Origin of the sequence: Lacinutrix algicola (assembly GCF_001418085.1) — a bacterium.
GTDB classification, from domain to species: Bacteria; Bacteroidota; Bacteroidia; order Flavobacteriales; family Flavobacteriaceae; genus Lacinutrix; species Lacinutrix algicola.
In genome coordinates, this window is the sequence record NZ_LIQH01000040.1 from 168,186 (window position 1) to 188,044 (window position 19,859).

The 19,859-nt window shown below is 30.3% G+C and carries 19 protein-coding genes; 3 read left to right on the forward strand and 16 right to left on the reverse strand.

The genetic code is table 11. The features are described 5' to 3' along the window. Positions 1–3: 3 nt before the first annotated feature. Positions 4–1,851 carry a S41 family peptidase gene (locus ASC41_RS13710; protein WP_055437218.1) on the reverse strand — a complete coding sequence of 616 codons (1,848 nt, stop codon included), beginning with the start codon at positions 1,849–1,851 and terminating at the stop codon, positions 4–6. A 305-nt stretch (positions 1,852–2,156) separates the two neighbouring features. On the opposite strand from ASC41_RS13710, the gene ASC41_RS13715 reads away from it, so the two are divergent. Beyond that, on the forward strand, positions 2,157–2,597 hold the full coding sequence (locus ASC41_RS13715; protein ID WP_055437219.1) for a TlpA family protein disulfide reductase: 441 nt from the start codon (positions 2,157–2,159) through the stop codon (positions 2,595–2,597). 14 nt (positions 2,598–2,611) lie between these two features. On the opposite strand, the gene ASC41_RS13720 is transcribed toward ASC41_RS13715, so the two are convergent. Next, positions 2,612–3,493 carry a helix-turn-helix domain-containing protein gene (locus tag ASC41_RS13720; RefSeq protein ID WP_055437220.1) on the reverse strand — a complete coding sequence of 294 codons (882 nt, stop codon included), beginning with the start codon at positions 3,491–3,493 and terminating at the stop codon, positions 2,612–2,614. A gap of 184 nt (positions 3,494–3,677) precedes the next feature. Here ASC41_RS13720 and ASC41_RS13725 point away from each other — a divergent pair, with 184 nt between their 5' ends. Beyond that, positions 3,678–4,085: a DUF983 domain-containing protein gene (locus ASC41_RS13725; protein WP_055437221.1), complete on the forward strand. Its 408-nt coding sequence runs from the start codon at positions 3,678–3,680 to the stop codon at positions 4,083–4,085. 87 nt (positions 4,086–4,172) lie between these two features. After that, positions 4,173–5,078 carry an EamA family transporter gene (locus tag ASC41_RS13730; protein WP_055437222.1) on the forward strand — a complete coding sequence of 302 codons (906 nt, stop codon included), beginning with the start codon at positions 4,173–4,175 and terminating at the stop codon, positions 5,076–5,078. 322 nt (positions 5,079–5,400) lie between these two features. Here ASC41_RS13730 and ASC41_RS13735 read toward each other — a convergent pair whose 3' ends face one another. The 14 genes from ASC41_RS13735 to ASC41_RS13800 form a co-directional block, all read right to left on the reverse strand. Continuing rightward, the gene (locus ASC41_RS13735) at positions 5,401–5,592 is read right to left on the reverse strand and encodes a cold-shock protein (RefSeq protein WP_055437223.1); all 192 of its coding nucleotides are present in this window, start codon (positions 5,590–5,592) and stop codon (positions 5,401–5,403) included. 98 nt (positions 5,593–5,690) lie between these two features. Continuing rightward, complete coding sequence (locus ASC41_RS13740) at positions 5,691–6,650, reverse strand: fatty acid desaturase family protein (RefSeq protein ID WP_241489674.1); 960 nt, start codon at positions 6,648–6,650, stop codon at positions 5,691–5,693. Between the two features lie 425 nt (positions 6,651–7,075). Beyond that, a complete protein-coding gene (locus tag ASC41_RS13745) occupies positions 7,076–7,267 on the reverse strand; it encodes a cold-shock protein (protein WP_055437225.1) in 192 nt (63 codons plus the stop codon). A 163-nt stretch (positions 7,268–7,430) separates the two neighbouring features. Next, positions 7,431–8,324, reverse strand: coding sequence for an EamA family transporter (locus ASC41_RS13750; protein ID WP_055437226.1), 894 nt, complete (start codon positions 8,322–8,324; stop codon positions 7,431–7,433). 367 nt (positions 8,325–8,691) lie between these two features. Beyond that, a complete protein-coding gene (locus ASC41_RS13755) occupies positions 8,692–10,227 on the reverse strand; it encodes an SDR family NAD(P)-dependent oxidoreductase (RefSeq protein ID WP_055437227.1) in 1,536 nt (511 codons plus the stop codon). Between the two features lie 142 nt (positions 10,228–10,369). Beyond that, positions 10,370–11,710, reverse strand: a complete 1,341-nt coding sequence (locus tag ASC41_RS13760) for a DEAD/DEAH box helicase (RefSeq protein WP_055437228.1) — start codon at positions 11,708–11,710, stop codon at positions 10,370–10,372. A gap of 108 nt (positions 11,711–11,818) precedes the next feature. Next, positions 11,819–12,010: a cold-shock protein gene (locus ASC41_RS13765; protein ID WP_055437229.1), complete on the reverse strand. Its 192-nt coding sequence runs from the start codon at positions 12,008–12,010 to the stop codon at positions 11,819–11,821. Positions 12,011–12,213: 203 nt separating this feature from the next. Next, a complete protein-coding gene (locus tag ASC41_RS13770; protein WP_055437230.1) occupies positions 12,214–12,606 on the reverse strand; it encodes a group III truncated hemoglobin in 393 nt (130 codons plus the stop codon). A gap of 13 nt (positions 12,607–12,619) precedes the next feature. Then, the gene (locus tag ASC41_RS13775) at positions 12,620–14,839 is read right to left on the reverse strand and encodes a nitric-oxide reductase large subunit (RefSeq protein WP_055437231.1); all 2,220 of its coding nucleotides are present in this window, start codon (positions 14,837–14,839) and stop codon (positions 12,620–12,622) included. A gap of 23 nt (positions 14,840–14,862) precedes the next feature. Then, on the reverse strand, positions 14,863–15,198 hold the full coding sequence (locus ASC41_RS13780) for a cupin domain-containing protein (protein WP_055437232.1): 336 nt from the start codon (positions 15,196–15,198) through the stop codon (positions 14,863–14,865). After that, complete coding sequence (locus tag ASC41_RS13785; RefSeq protein ID WP_055437233.1) at positions 15,195–15,659, reverse strand: hypothetical protein; 465 nt, start codon at positions 15,657–15,659, stop codon at positions 15,195–15,197. The genes ASC41_RS13780 and ASC41_RS13785 overlap by 4 nt, the downstream gene beginning before the upstream one ends. A gap of 44 nt (positions 15,660–15,703) precedes the next feature. Beyond that, positions 15,704–16,135 carry an RrF2 family transcriptional regulator gene (locus ASC41_RS13790; protein WP_055437234.1) on the reverse strand — a complete coding sequence of 144 codons (432 nt, stop codon included), beginning with the start codon at positions 16,133–16,135 and terminating at the stop codon, positions 15,704–15,706. A gap of 120 nt (positions 16,136–16,255) precedes the next feature. Next, positions 16,256–17,521, reverse strand: a complete 1,266-nt coding sequence (locus tag ASC41_RS13795) for a DUF2130 domain-containing protein (RefSeq protein WP_055437235.1) — start codon at positions 17,519–17,521, stop codon at positions 16,256–16,258. 50 nt (positions 17,522–17,571) lie between these two features. Then, the gene (locus tag ASC41_RS13800; protein ID WP_055437236.1) at positions 17,572–19,788 is read right to left on the reverse strand and encodes an AAA family ATPase; all 2,217 of its coding nucleotides are present in this window, start codon (positions 19,786–19,788) and stop codon (positions 17,572–17,574) included. Between the last annotated feature and the right edge of the window lie 71 nt (positions 19,789–19,859).

Here is a 19,859-nt window from a genome sequence, read left to right on the forward strand (position 1 = left end):
CTTCTATTCATTAATCATTTTAATTAAACTATTTAGTTGACTGTCAACACCTTTTAAAACCTGTAATTCATCTGCCGGAATATTAATATCTGGTATAGTACCATTTCCGTCTAAAGTTTTTCCGTTTCTTTGAAACGATAACATTGTAGAGACTTTTACACGTATGTTTGAATATTTTAAATGTGCTGTTTTCGAGTTACCACTAGAACCATCGGTTGTTACACCAACTATTTTTACGTTTGGTAAACTTTTAAATGCGCTAGTAAAAACAGATGCAGCACTAAAACTATTCTCATTAACTAATATATAAACTGGTTTAGTATAATTTTTGTTTCCTTTATGCAAAATCATATAAAATGGCTGACTAAATTTTAATGTATCAAATGTTTTTTGAAGTTTAAAATCACTGTTAAATTTATCTATTGCTTGCCTGTCATTGTTTGTTAATTTTTCAGAATTATAACTATATAAATAACGAGCACTCATAGATTCAACAGATTCAGTTTCTTTTTTATCAGTTCTTAAATAAGCAACATTAGCAACCCAAGGTGACTGTTTTTCTTGTAAAATATAACTTGAAAAAGTTTGAATAATAGCTCTTCCTCCTCCAGGATTATTTCTAACATCAATAATCAAAGCTTTAGTATCCAATAAGTTTTCAAGAGCTTTTTCTATTTCATTTTCTAAGTCTTCAATTTCATCATAATTGTACATTCTTGGAATATTAATATACCCAATATTGTCTTCAAGTTTTCTACTTAAATCATTAAAATTTCTATTTTCAATCTTAAGCCTGTTATTATAATTAGCTTTAAGCAACTTAGAATTATATCCTTTTTTAGCTGAAGTAAATTTAAATGTTTCTGCTTTATCATTAACTCCATCACTAAAAACTACTTTTATACTATCCGAAGAAATAATGTTATTTTTAAATAATAACTCTCCATATTTTTCAATTGCTCTACTCGCTCTATAAATTTTAGCGTTTATAGGTGCTTTTTTAGCTCTATAATTATAGGTGTCTATTATTGTTTCTATAGCTATTCCATTTATACTTTTTATATTTGGATGCGAATTATAATAGTAATTATAATTCTGATTATTTTTATCTTGTTTTGTGGCAACAATTTTCCCATCTACAACGGCAACACCAAACGGAAGCCTTAAATTATACTTTTTATGATTTTCTTTACGGAAGGCTTCATTTTTAATTGAAGAATGTCTATCTCCAATTTCCGACATAATTTTACTTATCTCGTTAGTAAATTCATTTATATCTATCTCTCCTTTCTTACTTTCAATTGAAACTATTAATTCTTTAATAGCAGATTTATAATCAAAAGTTGAAAGTTGTGCGTAAGACGATTTGTTATCTAATATATTTTCGAAAGCTCTTAAATCTTCAATAGCTTCTACTATTGTTAATTTTTTAGGTAATAAATGTTTCGTTTTAGAAACAGCTTTGCTTCTATTATATTTAAGCGAACGTTGTCTGTTTTCTAAAGTAAAAAAACCAGTGTATTCTTTTGTAACACCATCTTTAGACAATTGCAATGTAACCTGAGCATTTGGTGTGTAGTTTAATCCTTCTTTAAGTACTTCTACTAAATCTTCAGAAAATCGTTTTTGCCATTTATTTCCAAACTCTTTTTTACAATAATCTAAAAGTTCTTTTTTACTAATATGATCCAATTTTTCAAAATGATACCATTCATTTTCAAATTGTACAATAGGTAGATTTTTTTTCCACTTAACAGCAGTAAAAGGAGATGCTCTTTCTAATTCTAGTTTTTGACTGAAACCAATAACTGAACTAAAACATAAAATAGTAAGTATAAAATACGTTCTCATTTTTTAATCTTTAAAGTGAATAATAGTAATCGAAATAATCATAAAATGTATTTAAAGGTATAAAAAAATAAGCCACTACACTTATATTGTTTTCAACACGTTTTTATGTCAAAAAATGAAAATAACATTAAGCGCTATAATTTTAATATTCTGTGCCATTGTAAATAAATTTTCAAATACGCGATTTATGAGCACTTCGTTTTTATGATAGAAAAAAGAAAAATTTATGATTATTAATAAAATATTAGGCAATTAAACTTTACATTTAAATTTGCTGATAGTAATAGACATTAAAAAAGACAAAAATGAATACACCAATACAACACATACAAGTTAAAAATTTAGATGGTGTTACTATAGACTTAATGGCAACCTATAGTAATAAAATTTTATTACTTATTATTTATAATAACGATTGCTTGGGTTGTACCGGTCGAGCAATACCTTTGGCTTATAAATTTCAACAAGAGTATCCAACAATTCAAGTTGCAGGTATCCACGCCGATTTTATAAACAGAGAAGGCACTAAAGAAAACATTAAAAGTATTTTTACAAGTGGAGAGGTTCCGTTTCCCATTTATATAGATGAGCGACATAAAGTTTATGACCAGTTTGAGGCTGAAGGCACGCCGCAGTGGTTACTAATTTCAGAAAAAGGAGAGCTTTTTCGTTCTATTTTTGGCTCACAAGAAAATGCTCAAAACAGACTGTATTATGCTTTGGAGAGTATTTTAAGTAATGAATAATATTATAAAATATGTTAACTATTACTCTCATATTTTCTCTTAAAATCTATAGGTGTTACTCCTACTTTTTGTTTAAATAATTTAGAAAAATGTGCATAATCATTATAGCCTAATGCCTCTGCTGTAATAGATAATGATTTTTTAGAATGTACAATTAATCGTTTTGCTTCTAATAATACACGTTCTGTAATAAGTTCTGTAGTGGTTTTATTAATAGTTGTTTTTGTAATTCGGTTTAAGTGTTTAGAAGTTATGTTTAGCTTATCGGCATAAAATTTAACCGATTTTTCCGTTTTATAAAATTGATCAATTGTTTCTTCTAAAATACTTAAAGCCTGTAAATAGGAAGGAGATAACACTTCTTTTCTTGAGTCTATAGCTGTATAAATACGAGATAAATCGATATATACTAGATTAATAAGACTTGCTAATTTTTGCTTTTTATAAGCAACTTTCTCATGATATTCTATATTTATTTCTTTAAATCTAATTTCTATAACATCAAGTTGTTCTTCATTTAAAATAAGGTTTGGTGGATTCTCATAAGAATAGTAAAACGGAAACTGGCTTATTTTTTTATTCAAAAAGTGAAACTCATAAAAATCTTGAGTGTGAAAAAAAATATAACCTTTTGGTGTACTAGTAAATTTCCAACTATGCATTTGGCCGGGCCTTAAAAAGAAAACACTACCTCTTGTAACATTGTAAGTATTAAAATCTATCTCATGAGTACCCATACCTTCGGCAAAAAAGACACATAAAAAGAAATTGTGACTATGTGGTTTATGCACCATTTCTGCATTCTTTTTTAAGTGCACTCTTAAATCATTACTATAGAAGTTAGATAAAGACTCTTCTTCAAACTGCTGTATATTTAAAATGGGTAAGCTTTTCATAATAACAAAATATGTCCTAAATATACAAATAATGGAGACAATGATACAAGTAATATACAATAACAATAATATACCTTTACAGTGTTAAAATAGCTATTAAACAAAAGGTGATTAAAACCGTATAAGTACTATTCATACGCTATTTTAAACAAAAAATATAATTAAGAATATAAATAGTTTGATTATGTCATTTTTAAAAGGAACTAAAATTTATAGTATTTTCACTGGAAATTGTCCTGTTTGTCAAAACGAGAGTATGTACACTGTGCATAATCCATACAAAGTATCAAGTACATTAACTATGAATGAGCGTTGTAGCCATTGTAATACAAAATATAAAATTGAACCTTCTTTCTTTTTTGGTGCTATGTATGTTAGTTATCCTGTTGGTATCTTTTTTGGTGGGACCACTTTTTTTATATCCTACTTTCTTTTCCATCTTTCATTGGCTATTTGTTATGCGCTAATAGTTACTGTAATGGTTATTGCATTGCCAATAATTTTAAGAATTTCTAGAAACATATGGATTAACTTATTTATGAAATACAACAAAACGAAATCTTTTAATACAAGAGAGAAAGTTACAAGTTAACAAGGTTCTTTTATTTTAAAAATCTAAATCCTTAAAAATTTTACTTCATTTTAATTACAAAATCTCTTAAAAAACTATATTCGCACCATGTGGATGTATTTAGGCTTATTGGCCGCTCTTTTTTTAGGATTACATAACTTATGCAAGAAACATGCTGTACGAGGTAACGAAGTTTTTCCTGTACTTTTAGGTACTGTTTCTAGTGGCTTTTTATTTGTAGCTGCATTTTATTTACTCTCTATTTTCTATCCAGAATATGCAAAAGAGAATGGCTATAATTTTCAAGACATAGCCTGGAAAATGCATGGTTTTATTTTAATAAAGTCAGCTATAATGGCCGCTTCATGGATTTTAGCTTATCAAGCATTAAAGCATTTGCCATTAACTATTGTAACTCCTATACGTTCGGCTGGACCATTTTTTACATTTATAGGAGCCATTTTAATATATAAAGAGAGTCCTAATTTATACCAATGGTTTGGGTTTTTCTTAATTATATTTTCTGTGATGTTATATTCCCGAATTGGAAAAAAAGAAGGTATTAATTTTAAACGCAACAAGTGGATATTTGCCATTATAGGTGCTACATTTTTAGGTGCTTCAAGTGGTTTATACGATAAGTTTTTAATTCAAAATTTAAATTTAAATCCGCAAACTTTACAATTTTGGTTTTGCTTTTATACCATCATTATTTTACTAATTATATTAAGTATTACCTGGTTTCCATATGCAGCAAAGCGTAAAGCATTTAAATTTAGATGGTCTATTGTTGCTGTTGGTGTTTTACTAGTAGCAGCAGATTACTTTTATTTTAAAGCTTTGCAAGATCCGGAAGCTTTAATAATGTTACTATCTGCTATAAAAAGAAGCCAGTTAATAATAGCTGTAGTTATTGGAGGTATTGTATTTAAAGAAAAGAACAAGCGTAAAAAACTAGTGCCATTAGCTGGTATTATGATTGGTGTATTCTTAATTTTGTATTCTAATGGTTAGTAGTGGAGATTCTTCGCTTCTCCCTGAATGACAGAAATGCTCTTAATAACGGTTATATTACCTAAAATCAATTCTTCTTGTAACGAAAAAAGCTAAATACACTGTCATTCAGAAGGAGGAACGACTGAAGAATCTATTCTTTTATAATAGAGATTCTTCGCTGCGCTCTGAATGACAGTAATGCTCACAATGACAAATATCCTCTGAATGACAGCCATATTCAAATGGCAGTGTCATACTAATTAATAATGTCACATTTTATGACAAAAAAAGCCCATCAAAATAAATTGATGGGCTTTTGTAAAAACTTGAAGTATATATCTTAGATAACTTTTACGTTAACTGCGTTTAATCCTTTGTTTCCTTCTTTAAGGTCAAATTCAACTTCGTCACCTTCTCTAATCTCATCGATTAATCCTGAAACGTGTACAAAATGATCTTTATCTACACCTTCTTCAGTGATGAATCCAAATCCTTTTGTGTCGTTGAAAAATTTAACTGTTCCTTTACTCATAATAGTATTATATTTAATTTTAATAATTATTTTATATAATTCAAATATTATGCCAAAACGTATTTAGTGACAATTTTACTGTTTAGTACATGAAAACACTAAACTACTACTACATCCTTTTTACCTAATTGCTTAAGCGTTTTAGTGTGATCTATAATGGCTTGAAAAAAAGACTTCTTAACGTGGTAAGGCATCCCAAACTCTATTGCTGTGTCCGATACTATTTTGGTTAAATTTTTATAATGTACATGGCAAACATCTGGTAATACATGGTGTTCTACTTGATAATTTAATCCTCCAATAAGCCAAAATAGAAATTTACTTCTTGGAGCAAAATTACAAGTCGTTGCAAATTGATGCGCATACCAATTATCGTTCATTGCACCATCTTCATCCGGTAAAGGAAAAGTATTGTCATGCATAATATGTGCAACCTGAAAAACAGTACTAACCAAAAGACCTGTAACAAAATGCATACATACAAAGGCTAATAAGATAGTATACCAAGCAAATGGTAATAAAATCATTGGTAATACAATAGCATAAGAATAGTAAAAAAGTTTCCACGCTGTCATGCTAATTAAGGCTTTTTTATATTCATTCTTTTTATTTAAAAAGCCCATATCTCTATAACGTTTTAAACGCACAAAATCTTTGGTTGTAATCCACGATATAGTAGAAATACCATAGAAAAACCAAATATAAATATGTTGGTATTGGTGAGACTTATAATGTTTTGCATGTGGCGAAAACCTTAGAAAAAATGGCGCATTTAAATCGTCGTCTGAATGATCTATATTAGTATAAGTATGGTGTAAAACATTATGCTGTATCCTCCAAACAGTAGCATTAGCGCCAATAAGATTAAAAGAATAACTTAATATTTTATTTACTGTTTTGTTTTTAGAATATGATCCATGGATAGCATCATGCATTACTCCCATTCCAATACCTGCCATACCAAATCCACTAAGAATATATAAAGCAAATAATTGCCAAGTTGCAGTTACCAAACCGGAAGACAATAAAGCCAATGGCACAATAAACAACGATAGCATAATAATAGTCTTAACAACCATACTTGCATTACCATTTCTGCTTTTATTATGCGTTTTAAAGTATGCGTTTACTCGTGATCTTAACGTTCTTGCGAAGTCTGGATTTATGTCTCTTGAAAATTTTGGATTATTGATGCTATTAATTTTTAAATTAGAATAATACGACGCACAGATTTTTTATACTGAAAAACGCTTAATTAAAAATTGAAAAAGACCAAATAAAAATGTTTAATGAGTATAAAGGAAACTCATATAATAAAGCTATCAACAACTTAAGTTGTAAATATAGATGAAATATATAGCCTTAAGCTAAACTATTCAATATTTCTATAATTAATAAGTTAATAGCTTAATTTGTAAAATTACAAAAACATAAAAAGCCCATCATTACTGATGGGCTTTTGTAAAAACTTGAAGTATATATCTTAGATAACTTTTACGTTAACTGCGTTTAATCCTTTGTTTCCTTCTTGAAGGTCAAATTCAACTTCGTCTCCTTCTCTAATCTCATCGATTAATCCTGAAACGTGTACAAAATGATCTTTGTCTACTCCTTCTTCTGTAATAAATCCAAATCCTTTTGTGTCGTTGAAAAATTTAACTGTTCCTGTACTCATAATAATAATATATTTAATTTTAATAATTACTTAATAGAAATCAAAGATAATGCCAAAGATTACTTGTTACCTAATTAAATACATTATATTATTTAATATCTCACCATTTAAGTTTTCTAAAACTAACATACACGAGTAAAAGTCTAATAAATAAAAGAGAAGCTTAACGTCTTTTCCTTGAAGTAATAAAATAAACACCTGTTAATAGCACTACTGCTGCTACTATAGATTGCGTACTTAATTGTTCGTCTAAAACATACCAGCCTAAAAGCATTGCAACTATTGGATTTACATAAGCCGATGTTGCTACTTTCTCTGTAGACACTTGCTTTAACAAGAAATTAAAAGCCGTAAAAGCAACAATACTTCCAAAGGTTATTAATAAAAACATAGCCGTTTTTACATTAGTACTCCACTCTAATGGTGAAATCCATTCTTCGTTGGTTAATAGACTTGCACAAAGTAACATTATACTTCCAATAGCCATTTGGTAACCTGTTGCTACAAAATAATTTTTAGGCATATCTGCTTTAGAGACAAATACACTAGCATAACTCCAGCCTAAAACACAGGTGAAAATCATAAAAATTCCTAAAAGTGCGCCTTCATTAGCTATTAAATCTTGCTGACTCACCAACAAATACATACCTACAAGACCTAAACCAACACCAATTAAAGACTTAGGTTTCATTTTTTTATTATCCATTAATCGCATTAATAACAAAACAAATAATGGTTGAGTAGATGCTAATAACGCTGCAAATCCACTATCTACGTACTTAAGTGCCCAAACAAAAACGCCATTTCCATAAACTAAAAATAGAAAACCTACTAATATAGAATTTCGAAATTGCTTTTTAGTTATAGCAATTTTCATTTTCATGATTTTTGCAATGCTAAAAATTAAAACACTCGCACAAGAAAAACGAATTGAGGCCAAGAAAAAAGGTGGCAGCTCGGTAACTGCAATTTTATTAAGTAAATACGTTGATCCCCAAATAATATAAATAGAGAAAAATGCTACTATAATCAGGGCTTTTGAGTTAGACTTCTGCATACTATTTTAGTTAATTTTAAAGGAATAAAAATAGTCCTTTTAATCAATCTTAAATACGATAATATGAGAATTATTTTAAAGTTATTTTTTTAAAAACTATTATAACAAAAGCATAAAAGCTTCCAAATATTGGAAGCTTTTTAATGTTTTATAAGTATTAAATGTTTCTTTTTAGTGACTTTAACAATCAATTACTTTATGTTTCATTCAATATCCTATGCGTAAATTTACGAGTATATCTAATGTTTAAAAACAACAGTATTAACTTATTGTTATGTTATTTTAACACAATGAGGTCGCATTTCCATTCAAAAACATCTTTAATGAGTACATGATAAAAAATAGTTTTTTTTACAGCAATAGTTTTCTACCAATCTATTGGAAAATAATCCTTTAAGAATTTACCACTCCAATGCTTACCAGTATTAATACCATCTATTAATGGATCCATAACACGTGCCGCACCATCTACAATATCTAATGGTGGTTGAAAATCGTGAACTTCAACTTTCTTTTTAGATAAAGCTGCTGGATCTTCGTCTGTAACCCATCCTGTATCCACTGCGTTCATGTAAATACCAGATTTAGCAAAAGTTCCTGCTGAAGTATGCGTTAACATATTTAAAGCTGCTTTTGCCATATTTGTATGTGGATGTCTATCTTCTTTCTTAAATCTATGAAACTTCCCTTCCATTGCCGACACATTAATAATGTGTTTTTTACCTGTGTTTTCTTTCATCATTAAATTAGACAAACGGTTACACAATACAAAAGGTGCAACAGCATTTACAAGCTGTACTTCTACCATTTCGGTAGTTTCAATTTCGCCTAGTTTTAATCTCCAACTGTTTGTTTTACGTAAATCTACTTGTTGTAAATCGGCATCCAATTCTCCTTCTGGGAATACTTCTGCTGTTTGTAAAGAGTTGTCGAAACTATAAGGGATTTGAGATAACTCTGCCGAGTTTCTTAACCCAATACCAGGTTCTGGACCATGCCAAGTTACTGGCAATACATTATTTTTATCTGTTTTAGAAGGTCCAACACTCAAATTAGACAGCTCTTTTAAACAACTTTCGTGGTCTTGTAATAACGTTTGTGCAAGCTTTGGCAGTTTATCGATAGGTAACTTTTCATTTTCCATTAAATGGAAATAAAAACCAGATGGACGCCTAACCGTTTGCGCTGCATTATTTATTAAAATATCTAATCTATCGTATTTCTGTTCTATATAGTTACAGAAAATTTCTACACTTGGTATGTGTCTTAAATCTAGACCATGAATATGTAAACGATCGCTCCACGTTTTATAATCATCTTCTTTAGAAAAACGAATAGCAGAATCTGCCGGAAAACGTGTAGTTGCAACAACTGTTGCACCAGAACGTAATAACATTAATGTAATATGGTATCCAATTTTTAATCGAGAACCTGTAATTACAGCAACTTGATCTTTTAAATCTGTAGTTTGAAAACGTTTAGCATAGTTTAAATCGCCACAATCGGTACACATCGTATCGTAAAAATGGTGTAATTTAGTATAGACTGTTTTACAAACGTAGCAGTTTCTTGGCGATTCTAATTCTGGAGTATCTTCATTAATTACAGCAGCTGCCAATAATTTTGGAGCTACAAATAATGTTGCTTCTCTAGCCGAACGAATACCAGTTGTTTTTCTAGCATGCTTATCGCTTTCAATCATTTTACGCTTTGCCGCTTTTTTGGCGTCTTTACGTCTGCGTTGAAACTCGTCACGACTTGGTCGTGTTAAGGCACCAGCAACTTTAAAAAGTTCTACTCTTTGGTCTTCTGGTAATTCGAAAAGCTGATTGGTATCATCCAATAACTTCTGAATTGTTGCAATACAGTTTTCAATCTCTTGATTGTTATTCTTTTCCTTCATAAAATTATCTAACGGTGTATTGTGAATTTGAGTGTTTCTGTTTTTTATCAGAATTAATTCGAGAACAATTTAAAATTAATCTTCTCGATACAATTCTTCATATTTCAGAATCACTAAAAGTGACAACATTCTATTATAAAAATTACTTGTTTTTCTTCTTTTTAGACTCTTCTGGCTTTTCTTTACTTGCACTGGTTTGCATCAAATAATTTGCCAGTATTTTATCTACTAATTCCTCTTTTGTTAAGTGATGGAATATCGTTTTAATTTGTCCTTTTAAAGCTTCATTAACTTCTCTGTTAGGCTTCGCTTTAAATATTTTTTTAGCCCATAATAACGTGTTATTATCTTCTATACTTTGTGCATCTGGCTTTTTAAAAGGTGTAAAACTAATGTTTAACTCTTCTTCAAACTCACCAATATCTTCTACTTCTTCTTTCTGTATAATAGTAAGCGATAATCCGTTTGCTCCTGCTCTAGCAGTACGTCCACTTCTATGTACATAAGCTTCATAAGTATCTGGCAAATGATAATTTACTACCCAAGACAATTCTTTTACATCAATACCACGAGCTGCTAAATCTGTAGCTACTAAAATATCAATATGGCCTTCTCTAAACTGTCCCATAATACGATCTCGAATACCTTGTGTTAGGCTTCCGTGTATAGCACCAGAAGAGAATTTATTAATGGCTAGTTTTTTTGCTAGCTTATTTACTGCTGCTTTAGTTTTACAGAATATAATACCACGTTGTCCTTCGTTTGCATTTAAAAAATGAAGTAAAACTTCAAGTTTTTCTATAGGCTCTACAACTATGTATTGGTGATCGATGCCTTGATGACCAACAGATTCCATATTCGCTTCAATTTGTACCACATGTTTAGACATGTAATTTTGAACCATTTGTTTAATAGTTCCTGGTAGTGTAGCGGTAAAAAGTAAAGTTCTTCTACTTTTTGGTAACGCTTTAATAATAGCATCTACACCTTCTTTGTGTGCGCTTACCATTTCATCGGCTTCATCCAACACAAAATAAGTAATCTCTTTTACGTTTATAGCATTACGTTCTATTAAATCTGCTAAACGTCCTGGAGTTGCTACTACAATATGAGTTGTTTCTTTTAATCGTTCTATTTGTGGTTTTATTGGAATTCCTCCAAATACTCCTGCAATAGATACTTGCATGCTCTCTGCATTATAAGACTCTAAATTATTGAAAATTTGTTGTCCTAATTCTCTTGTAGGCGCAAGTATTACAGCCTGAATAGAAGATTGCTCTATGTCTATAAGTTGTAATAATGGTAAACCAAAAGCAGCAGTTTTACCTGTTCCTGTTTTTGCTAATGCAACAACATCTTCCTTTTGGTTTAGAATAACAGGAATAACTTTTTCTTGAATATCTGTAGGTACAGAAATTTGTAAAGTCGCTAAACTTTCTTGAAGTTGCTTATTAATCCCAATATCTGAAAACTGTTTTGACATAAAATATTTTTTGGTAAAGATAATCACACTTTTTGTAGCACAAACTATTGAGCATAAAAAAAGCCCATCTAAATTAGATGGGCTTTTTGAAAAAATATGAATATATTCTTAGATAACTTTTACGTTAACCGCGTTTAATCCTTTGTTTCCTTCTTGTAAATCGAATTCAACTTGGTCACCTTCTCTAATCTCATCGATTAATCCAGAAATGTGTACGAAATGATCTTTGTCAACACCTTCTTCAGTGATGAATCCAAATCCTTTCGCGTCGTTGAAAAATTTAACTGTACCTTTATTCATTGTAATGTAATTTAATTTATTAATGTGTTGCAAAGATAATACCATTAATCCGTAAAACAACATTAAATCTTTTAAATATAAGTTTTTACGGCTTTCTATTCGAGTTCAAGCAATAACAAATCATTCTCTAATGTTGCTATTACAGCCCTAAAGTTAAACGTTACTAAAACATTAGTAATAGTATAGTTACTTTGTTTTATAATCTACAATTGTTCTCTACTCCTACAAACGTTAGCAAATTGTCCCATCGCCATTCGTTTTGAGGCTTCTTTTGCACGATTAGCATGTTCGCCTACAAATAGAGAATCGATAGTTTTAAACCATAAATCTAGCCATTGTGTAAAATGGTGTTGATCCATTTTTTGGTTTAAATATTTATCTACTTTTTGGTGTGCTTGACTTGGATTTCCTTTAAAACAGGCTTCTCCAAATAAACTTGTTACCCAAAAATCGGTTAGTTTATCTAAATGCGGTGGCCATTGCTCATCTGTTAAATGATGATTAAAAATGGGACCTAAAAGTGCATCAGCTCTAACTTTAGCATAAAAAGTAGTTACCAACTTGTAAACATCTGCTCTATCTTCAATTGTTTTCATATTAAAACGGGTGTTAGATTTTCTTTTTTAAACAGTAAATAGTTTCGTTAATAGTAAACCAGCAGAAGTAAAATATTCCGACAGAAAAAATAATATCTCCAATCATACGTAACCATTTTAAGGTTTGAACCGTTGGTGAGTACAGTAAATCTGCACTACGCGCAAACGAATAGCCTTTTGTAATAGACGTATATGCTTGAATAATACCTATTGGTAACATGCTAAAAACAACCATTGCTACTAAACCTATATTTAATAACCAAAAGGCTCTTTTTAGTTTTGTAGAACTCCAAACACGGTCCGAATAAAAACGTAAACATATAATTATAAAGCCCATTCCTAACAGTCCATAGACTCCAAATAATGCGGTATGTGCATGTACTGCTGTGGTATTTAAACCTTGAATGTAATACAATGCAATTGGCGGATTTATTAAAAAACCAAAAACACCTGCACCTACCATATTCCAGAACGCGACTGCAATAAAAAAGAATATTGGCCATTTATAATTTTGAACCCACTCATTAGATTTTAACAAGTTCCAATTCTCTCTAATTTCGAAACCCATTAAAGTAAGTGGCACCACTTCTAGCGCACTAAATGTAGCACCTAAAGCTATGGCTTGCACTGGTGTTCCCGAATAGTATAGATGATGAAGCGTCCCTATAATACCACCTGCTAAAAATATTGTTGCAGAGGCTATAGAAGCACGTCCTGCTGTTTTAGCCGAAAGAATTTTCATTCTTAGAAAAATAAAGGCAATAATTACAGTAGCAAAAACTTCGAAGAATCCTTCTACCCAAAGGTGTACTAACCACCATCTCCAATAGTTAATTACTGGTAAACTACTGTTTTCGCCATACATTAATCCTGAAAAGAAAAACATACCAATAGCAATTACAGAAATTAATAATATGATTAATAAATGCTTAGAATCATCGTTTTTTCTAATACCAAATACTACGTGTCTTCCAACCATAAGTACCCATAAAACAAGACCGATACCTAAAAATATTTGCCAGAATCTACCTAAATCCATGTACTCGTAACCTTGATGCCCAAAGAAGAAATTGGTTGTTAAATCTAAAAACTGATGTACACCAAGCCACTCGCCTACTAAAGATCCTAAAACAATAATAAGTAATGCAATAAAGAGGAAATTAATACCAAAGACTTGGTATTTCATTTCTTTACCACTAATCATTGGTGCTAAAAATAAACCTGTTGCTAACCATGTGGCAGCAATCCAGAATACTGCTAATTGCGTATGCCAAGTTCTGGTTATGGAATAAGGTAATACACTAGATAAATCGTAACCAAAAAAGGCCTGACCTTCTACTGTATAATGTACCGTTAATACGCCTAATATTACCTGAAGTCCTATTAATAGTGATATGACGATAAAATATTTTAAAACCGATTTTTGAGATCTAGTAAGCACTAATTTTCCTAAAGGATCTTCTTTAGGATGAATAACCGCGTCTCCTTTCTCGTGTTTTCTAAGATAATAGTACGTTAATATCCCAATAAATAATAGCAATAATACTACCGAGAATCCCGACCATATTTGAGAATCGGCAGTAATTGTATTACCAATTAAAGGTTCGTGTGGCCAGTTTGACGTGTAAGTATACTCCTTATCTGGTCTGTTAGTACTTGCTGCCCAAGAAGTCCAAAATAGAAAAGCATTTAACTGCTCTAATTTTTCGGTGTCTTCTAGTGCTCCTTTTGGTATAGCATATTGCTCATAACCGTTAGAAAAAATATCGGTATAATGTGCCGTATTGCTAACAATAGCAGTGTAACGCTCTTGTGTTATGGTAACACTTTTATCTAAAGGATTAAAAGTATTTGTTTTAATGGTCTTAATTAAACGCGCTTTTAAAGCTGCTTTAGGCTCTACATCTAAATTATCGTAAGTCGTATTATAGTCTTTTTTAGCCCATGCATCGAGCATAAAAACCGCTTCTTTATGTATCCAATCGGCAGACCAATCTGGAGCAACATAACTACCATGTCCCCAAATAGAACCGACTTCCATACCTCCTATAGACTCCCAAACGTTTTGCCCAATTTGTATGTCGGCTTTTGTATATACTACCTCTCCTGTTTCTTCAATTATTACCGTTTCTGGTATTGGTGGTTGTTTTTGGTATACTTCTGTTCCTACCCAAATTAGGGCAATAAAAGAGAGTATGACTACGCTTGAAAATGCAATCCAAACTTTTTTCATTTTTATATATTTTTACTTTTATATTAACCTACATTTTGTACGCGTTGTACTGTATCTGCTATAGAAATAGATAATCTTATAATACTATTTTCTAATCCTTTTAAATCGTGAGGAACATTAGCGTCTAACGCTATTAGTGCTCCTTTTGTTAAGTGTTGTTTTTCGCCGTTTACACCAAATTCTATGGCACCATCAAAAACCTCAACAATTATTGGAAATGGTGCTTTGTGTTCTTTCATGGTTTGCCCTTTTTCTAAGGCGATTCTTATTTCTTTAGTGGTTTCTGTTTTTAGTATTAATGTAATGGCTGGTTTGTTTGGTGTAAAAACCAAATCGTCTGTTAATGAAGCTGTTTTCATGTGGTTGTTATTTGTTTATTATTTAATGTGTGACTGCGTAATATTTTAATACCGTAAATAATCAAGCTTGTTACTTTTATTAATTCTAGAATAACATACCACAGATGCAGTTTGCTTGGTGGTACTTTTACCATATTAATAATTAAACTTGCTCTAGCGTCTAAGGCTGGTAATACCCAAACGGTTTGAATAACAAGTACTACTAACGCTATTATTAAAAACGGTAACGCCTTAAAACGTTGTGTGTGTTTACTGCTAAAAATTAAGAGTAAAATTAAAATGGCACAGGTAATCTCTACGCTATTAAGTGCTTTAAATACTAATTGCCCAATGCCTAAGCCTAACGCTGTAGTAATATTTGGTGCTTGAAATTTTAACCAAGCTTCCATAAAGCTTATTGCGCCTACAAAACCTACCCATATAAAAGTTAAAGCGATACTGTAAATGATTTGTTTCTTCATAATCGATTAAAAGACCTTTTTATCCTATTTATAATTAATTTTTTTTAGCGTTTTAAAATAAAAGTTCCCAAACTAAGATCATCCACTAAAGCTTTTAATGACGTACTTTCAAGCATCGTCTTTAAATTATCTCTAATCTCAATAAATTTAAAGTGTAAAGGACACGGTGAGTTTGCATCGCATTGTTTTAAACCTAAACCACAGCCATTATATATAGCATCGCCATCAAGTAAACTTACTATTTCGCTAAGCTTTGTATCCATTTTATTATCCTCTATAAAAAAACCACCGTAGCGACCTTTTATAGAGGTTAATATATGTGCTCTTGTTAATTGTTGTAGAATTTTGGCAGTAAATGCCGTAGGTGAATTAATTTCTTCCGAAATAGTGATTAAACTCACCTTCTCTCCTTTCGAGCTCTGCTGAGCTACAAAAATTACAGCGCGTAAACCATATTCGCAAGATTTTGAAAACATCTATTTCTTTATTTATACGACAAATATAATGCTATATTTAATAGCGGACAAATTTATCCTTTATATTTTATTAATTACCTTTTTCTTCTAAAACACGAAATTAATACTGCTTAAAATATACTACTCTAAATCATCGTCGTCATCATAACCTGGTAACTCTAATGCTTTAACAGATTGGATTGCGTTTCCAGCAATGCCTTTAATAGAACCGTACATATCTATAGTATTAGTCACTACTTTCTCTATTTGTTTCTCTCTTTGTTTCCAAATACGTTGCATAGAGCGTTTTTCACTTTCTAAGTCCGATTTCATTTGTGTAAAACCTTCTACAATCGCTTCAATTTGCATTCTAAAGGTTGTACTGGTTAGGTAATCGTAAAGTAAGTCCATTTTATCACCTTTATTTTCTTGGGTAATTATAGCGTTATTTACTTGTAAAATCCCTTCTCTTAAAACGGCACACAACCCTTTAAACTCGTCGTAATTACAAATCCAAATACCATCTCTTAATCCCATTCGGTCCATGTCCGATGGCATAACTTCTGTCACTAAAACACCAATATTTGCACCTTTGTCTCTAATATCTGCTTTAAATTTTTCTATCCAACTGGGCTGAAAATCTTTAGTACGTTTACTTTCGTAATAGATAGTACCACAGTTTTGCTCGGTTCTGGTGTGTACAATTTGAAGACAATCGCCACCTCTAGCTCCTTTTTTAATTTCTTGTATTGTATCTAACGGAAACTTAGACGCCAACCACTCCTCTATTGCTAATTCCTGAACTTCACCTTGCAATTGCATAGAACCTTGCTCTTGCTTACGTTTCATTTCTTCGGTAAGCTTTTTCTGATCTTCTAATTGCTTTTGCATTTCTTTAAAACGCAATTCGTTTTTGTCTTCCTCAGATTTTTTAATTTTTTCTTTTTCTGAAGTTAGAATCTCATTTAGCTTTTTCTGTGCCTCGGCTTCGGCAGCTTCTTTAAGTTCGCCTTTTTCTCTTTTAAGCTTTTCTATCTCAGCTTTAGAACGGTTTAACTCTTTTACTTGCTCAGATTTTTCGTTTAATTCCTTTTGTAAGGCTTCAAACTGATCGGAAGATTCCTCCTTTAATTTAAGCTTTAGCTTTGCTTCTATTTCTTTTTTATCTTCTTTTAACTGATTTTCTAAACGTTCCTGAAATAACACATTCTCGCGCTTTTTCTTATTCTCGAAATCTAACTTTTCTAATTTTAGCTTTTCTTGCTGACTTTCGTAACGCTTCTTCTCTGCCGCTATTTGCGACTGGTATTTTTGCTTTATTTCCTCTTCTAATTGATGCGATAAAATATCTTGAACATCTATGGAAGTCCCACAATTAGGACATTTTATTTGATTTTCGTTTTTCATTTAAGCCAGTATTTTTTATTTCTCAGATTAACTCATATTTATAAATGAGTTTAAGCTAAAACCTCATCTTCTTCTTCCATCATCATTTTGTAATGCTCAATATGTTTAGTTTTTTCAAAAATAGCTCTAAATACTTTTTTATAATTATTTATAGTATCATCTTGATACTCAATATATAAATCATCATTAATCGTATGAGAACCATCATTAATCCAACTAATTAAAGCTCTACAAATGTCTTGTTCTTCCCTTGTGTCAAATTTACCAATTAATTTATCATCTCTATCCTTTCCAAGTAATCTAAAATAATTTTCAATAATTCGTCTCATAGTGTTTTGAACAGATACAAGAGAGTTTTCTTGTTTTAATTCTTTCCATAATAGTTCATATGAGGAATGAATTGGGTTTTCTTGACCAAAGATTTGAATAGTACTTTTTTTGTCTTTCTTTCTTAAGATCCAAAAATGCGTACTATTTAATTTGGTGTTACCTCCTCCAACAAAAGATACTTCTTTATGAAAAAACACATTATGAGTTAATAGTATCACCTGAAGTATGTTTCCTTTATCATCTCTTACATCTTTTAGAATGTTTTTAATCAGAGTACTCACTACAAATAAAATATTACTATCCAAACTAGAAATTGGATCATCAATTACAAGTAGTTTATCTTCTGAAATTTTTCCTTGCTCCAATGAACCTTTGGCTATTTGTAAAAAGTATAAAAAAGTAATAAAGGTTACCTCTCCTTCACTTAAAGTAGATTCCGCTAAAGAGCCATCTTCTCGTTGTATTTCATAATGATTATCTTCTTTTTTAGATGGAACAATCGTAAAACTTTGGAATCCATAAGTTTTTAAAGTATTGTTGATTTGAATGACAGTTGGCTCAGAACTAGTAACATTTAAACTTAATTCATCAATTGCAACTTTAAGTAATCTATGTTTCTCTTTAAATTCATCATATTGCCCTTTAATTCCATTTATACTTTTGTTTAGAGATTCAAGTTCTTTAACATAGCTGTTAATATTTACTTTATTATCCTCTATAAGATATTTCCATATTGAGCTTATCAATTCATTCTTTTCATTTGAATAATCTAAAACAATTTTATTATGATTATCTATAGATATATTGGCTTCGGTAAGTAATGAATTTAAATTATCTAATTGTTCTCCAATAGATGTTAAATTTATTTCTCTACTTGGTTCTGATATTTTACTTTGTAGATATTCTTTATTAACACTAAACTCGCTAATTAGGGTTTTTAAATTTGCCGAAAATAGATTAATATTTAGTATTGTTTTTTTATTATCGTTTTCTTTCTTTTCAATTTGATTTAATTGATTTACAATTGTAGTAGCTTCTCGAAGATATTCTTCTTTAAAATTTTTAATATACTTTAAATCTTTAGTGAAATTCTCATCAAAGAATTCGTCCAATTGAGTTTTAAAATCAGATGTAATTGTTTCTTCTTGACAAAATGGACAAATAGTTTCTGTTTCGTCTAATAGACCTTTACCTTTTATAATCCAATCATCAATATTAAGTTTTTGAATAAGTTTAGCAATATCAACATCAGCTTTTCCTATAATTTTCTTCTGCCAAATTTCATCTTTTTCAATCTCTACTAATCTTTTAAAATCAATGACATCAAAAGAATCTATTCTTTTTGGCGGTTCTCCAAAAATAGTTTGTGATTTTGTTTTTATAATCTCTATTTCTAAAAGTGGCGTAGTATTATTTTTAAACTCTTTTATTATTTTATCATAAAAAGCATCTTTACTTTTCATAGAACCAACAAAAGCTTCTTTGAAGAGAACTTTATGTTTTTGAAAAATACTCTTCCATATTTCCTCCTTAAACATTAAAACCTTCTCATCTCTTTTATTATTTTGTGTATTTAGTGATGATTCACGTTTAAGATATTGTTCTTTTAAATTTTTAAGTTCTTCTTTTTTAGTATTAATTATATTTATTTCATCTTTAGAAGCTTTTCCTAATGTGAAAACGCCACTAAGTTTTCCTTTCTCAAAATACTCTTCCCTAAATTTTTTATTATATACAAGTGTTTCAAGTTCTGTATTATTGTACCATTCTTTTTTGCAATCAGAATAAATCTCTTCATTAGAGTCATAGAGGAAGTTAGATATTGTTGTTTTACCTGTTCCATTAGATCCATAAATAAAGTTTACCTTTTTTAGATTTTTTATCTCTACTGGATCTATATAGGTAGCAATATTATGTAGTTTAATATTTTTAATCATTCTTCTCTGTAATAAATCTTTATACAATGGTACTAAAATACTTTATTGAGATATAATACACTCATAAAAAA

Bases quoted from the DNA above. Each gene is read 5' to 3' on its own strand.
- ASC41_RS13710 (WP_055437218.1), bottom strand. From the start codon at position 1,851: ATGAGAACGTATTTTATACTTACTATTTTATGTTTTAGTTCAGTTATT.
- ASC41_RS13715 (WP_055437219.1), top strand. From the start codon at position 2,157: ATGAATACACCAATACAACACATACAAGTTAAAAATTTAGATGGTGTT.
- ASC41_RS13720 (WP_055437220.1), bottom strand. From the start codon at position 3,493: ATGAAAAGCTTACCCATTTTAAATATACAGCAGTTTGAAGAAGAGTCT.
- ASC41_RS13725 (WP_055437221.1), top strand. From the start codon at position 3,678: ATGTCATTTTTAAAAGGAACTAAAATTTATAGTATTTTCACTGGAAAT.
- ASC41_RS13730 (WP_055437222.1), top strand. From the start codon at position 4,173: ATGTGGATGTATTTAGGCTTATTGGCCGCTCTTTTTTTAGGATTACAT.
- ASC41_RS13735 (WP_055437223.1), bottom strand. From the start codon at position 5,592: ATGAGTAAAGGAACAGTTAAATTTTTCAACGACACAAAAGGATTTGGA.
- ASC41_RS13740 (WP_241489674.1), bottom strand. From the start codon at position 6,650: ATGCTATCGTTGTTTATTGTGCCATTGGCTTTATTGTCTTCCGGTTTG.
- ASC41_RS13745 (WP_055437225.1), bottom strand. From the start codon at position 7,267: ATGAGTACAGGAACAGTTAAATTTTTCAACGACACAAAAGGATTTGGA.
- ASC41_RS13750 (WP_055437226.1), bottom strand. From the start codon at position 8,324: ATGCAGAAGTCTAACTCAAAAGCCCTGATTATAGTAGCATTTTTCTCT.
- ASC41_RS13755 (WP_055437227.1), bottom strand. From the start codon at position 10,227: ATGAAGGAAAAGAATAACAATCAAGAGATTGAAAACTGTATTGCAACA.
- ASC41_RS13760 (WP_055437228.1), bottom strand. From the start codon at position 11,710: ATGTCAAAACAGTTTTCAGATATTGGGATTAATAAGCAACTTCAAGAA.
- ASC41_RS13765 (WP_055437229.1), bottom strand. From the start codon at position 12,010: ATGAATAAAGGTACAGTTAAATTTTTCAACGACGCGAAAGGATTTGGA.
- ASC41_RS13770 (WP_055437230.1), bottom strand. From the start codon at position 12,606: ATGAAAACAATTGAAGATAGAGCAGATGTTTACAAGTTGGTAACTACT.
- ASC41_RS13775 (WP_055437231.1), bottom strand. From the start codon at position 14,839: ATGAAAAAAGTTTGGATTGCATTTTCAAGCGTAGTCATACTCTCTTTT.
- ASC41_RS13780 (WP_055437232.1), bottom strand. From the start codon at position 15,198: ATGAAAACAGCTTCATTAACAGACGATTTGGTTTTTACACCAAACAAA.
- ASC41_RS13785 (WP_055437233.1), bottom strand. From the start codon at position 15,659: ATGAAGAAACAAATCATTTACAGTATCGCTTTAACTTTTATATGGGTA.
- ASC41_RS13790 (WP_055437234.1), bottom strand. From the start codon at position 16,135: ATGTTTTCAAAATCTTGCGAATATGGTTTACGCGCTGTAATTTTTGTA.
- ASC41_RS13795 (WP_055437235.1), bottom strand. From the start codon at position 17,521: ATGAAAAACGAAAATCAAATAAAATGTCCTAATTGTGGGACTTCCATA.
- ASC41_RS13800 (WP_055437236.1), bottom strand. From the start codon at position 19,788: ATGATTAAAAATATTAAACTACATAATATTGCTACCTATATAGATCCA.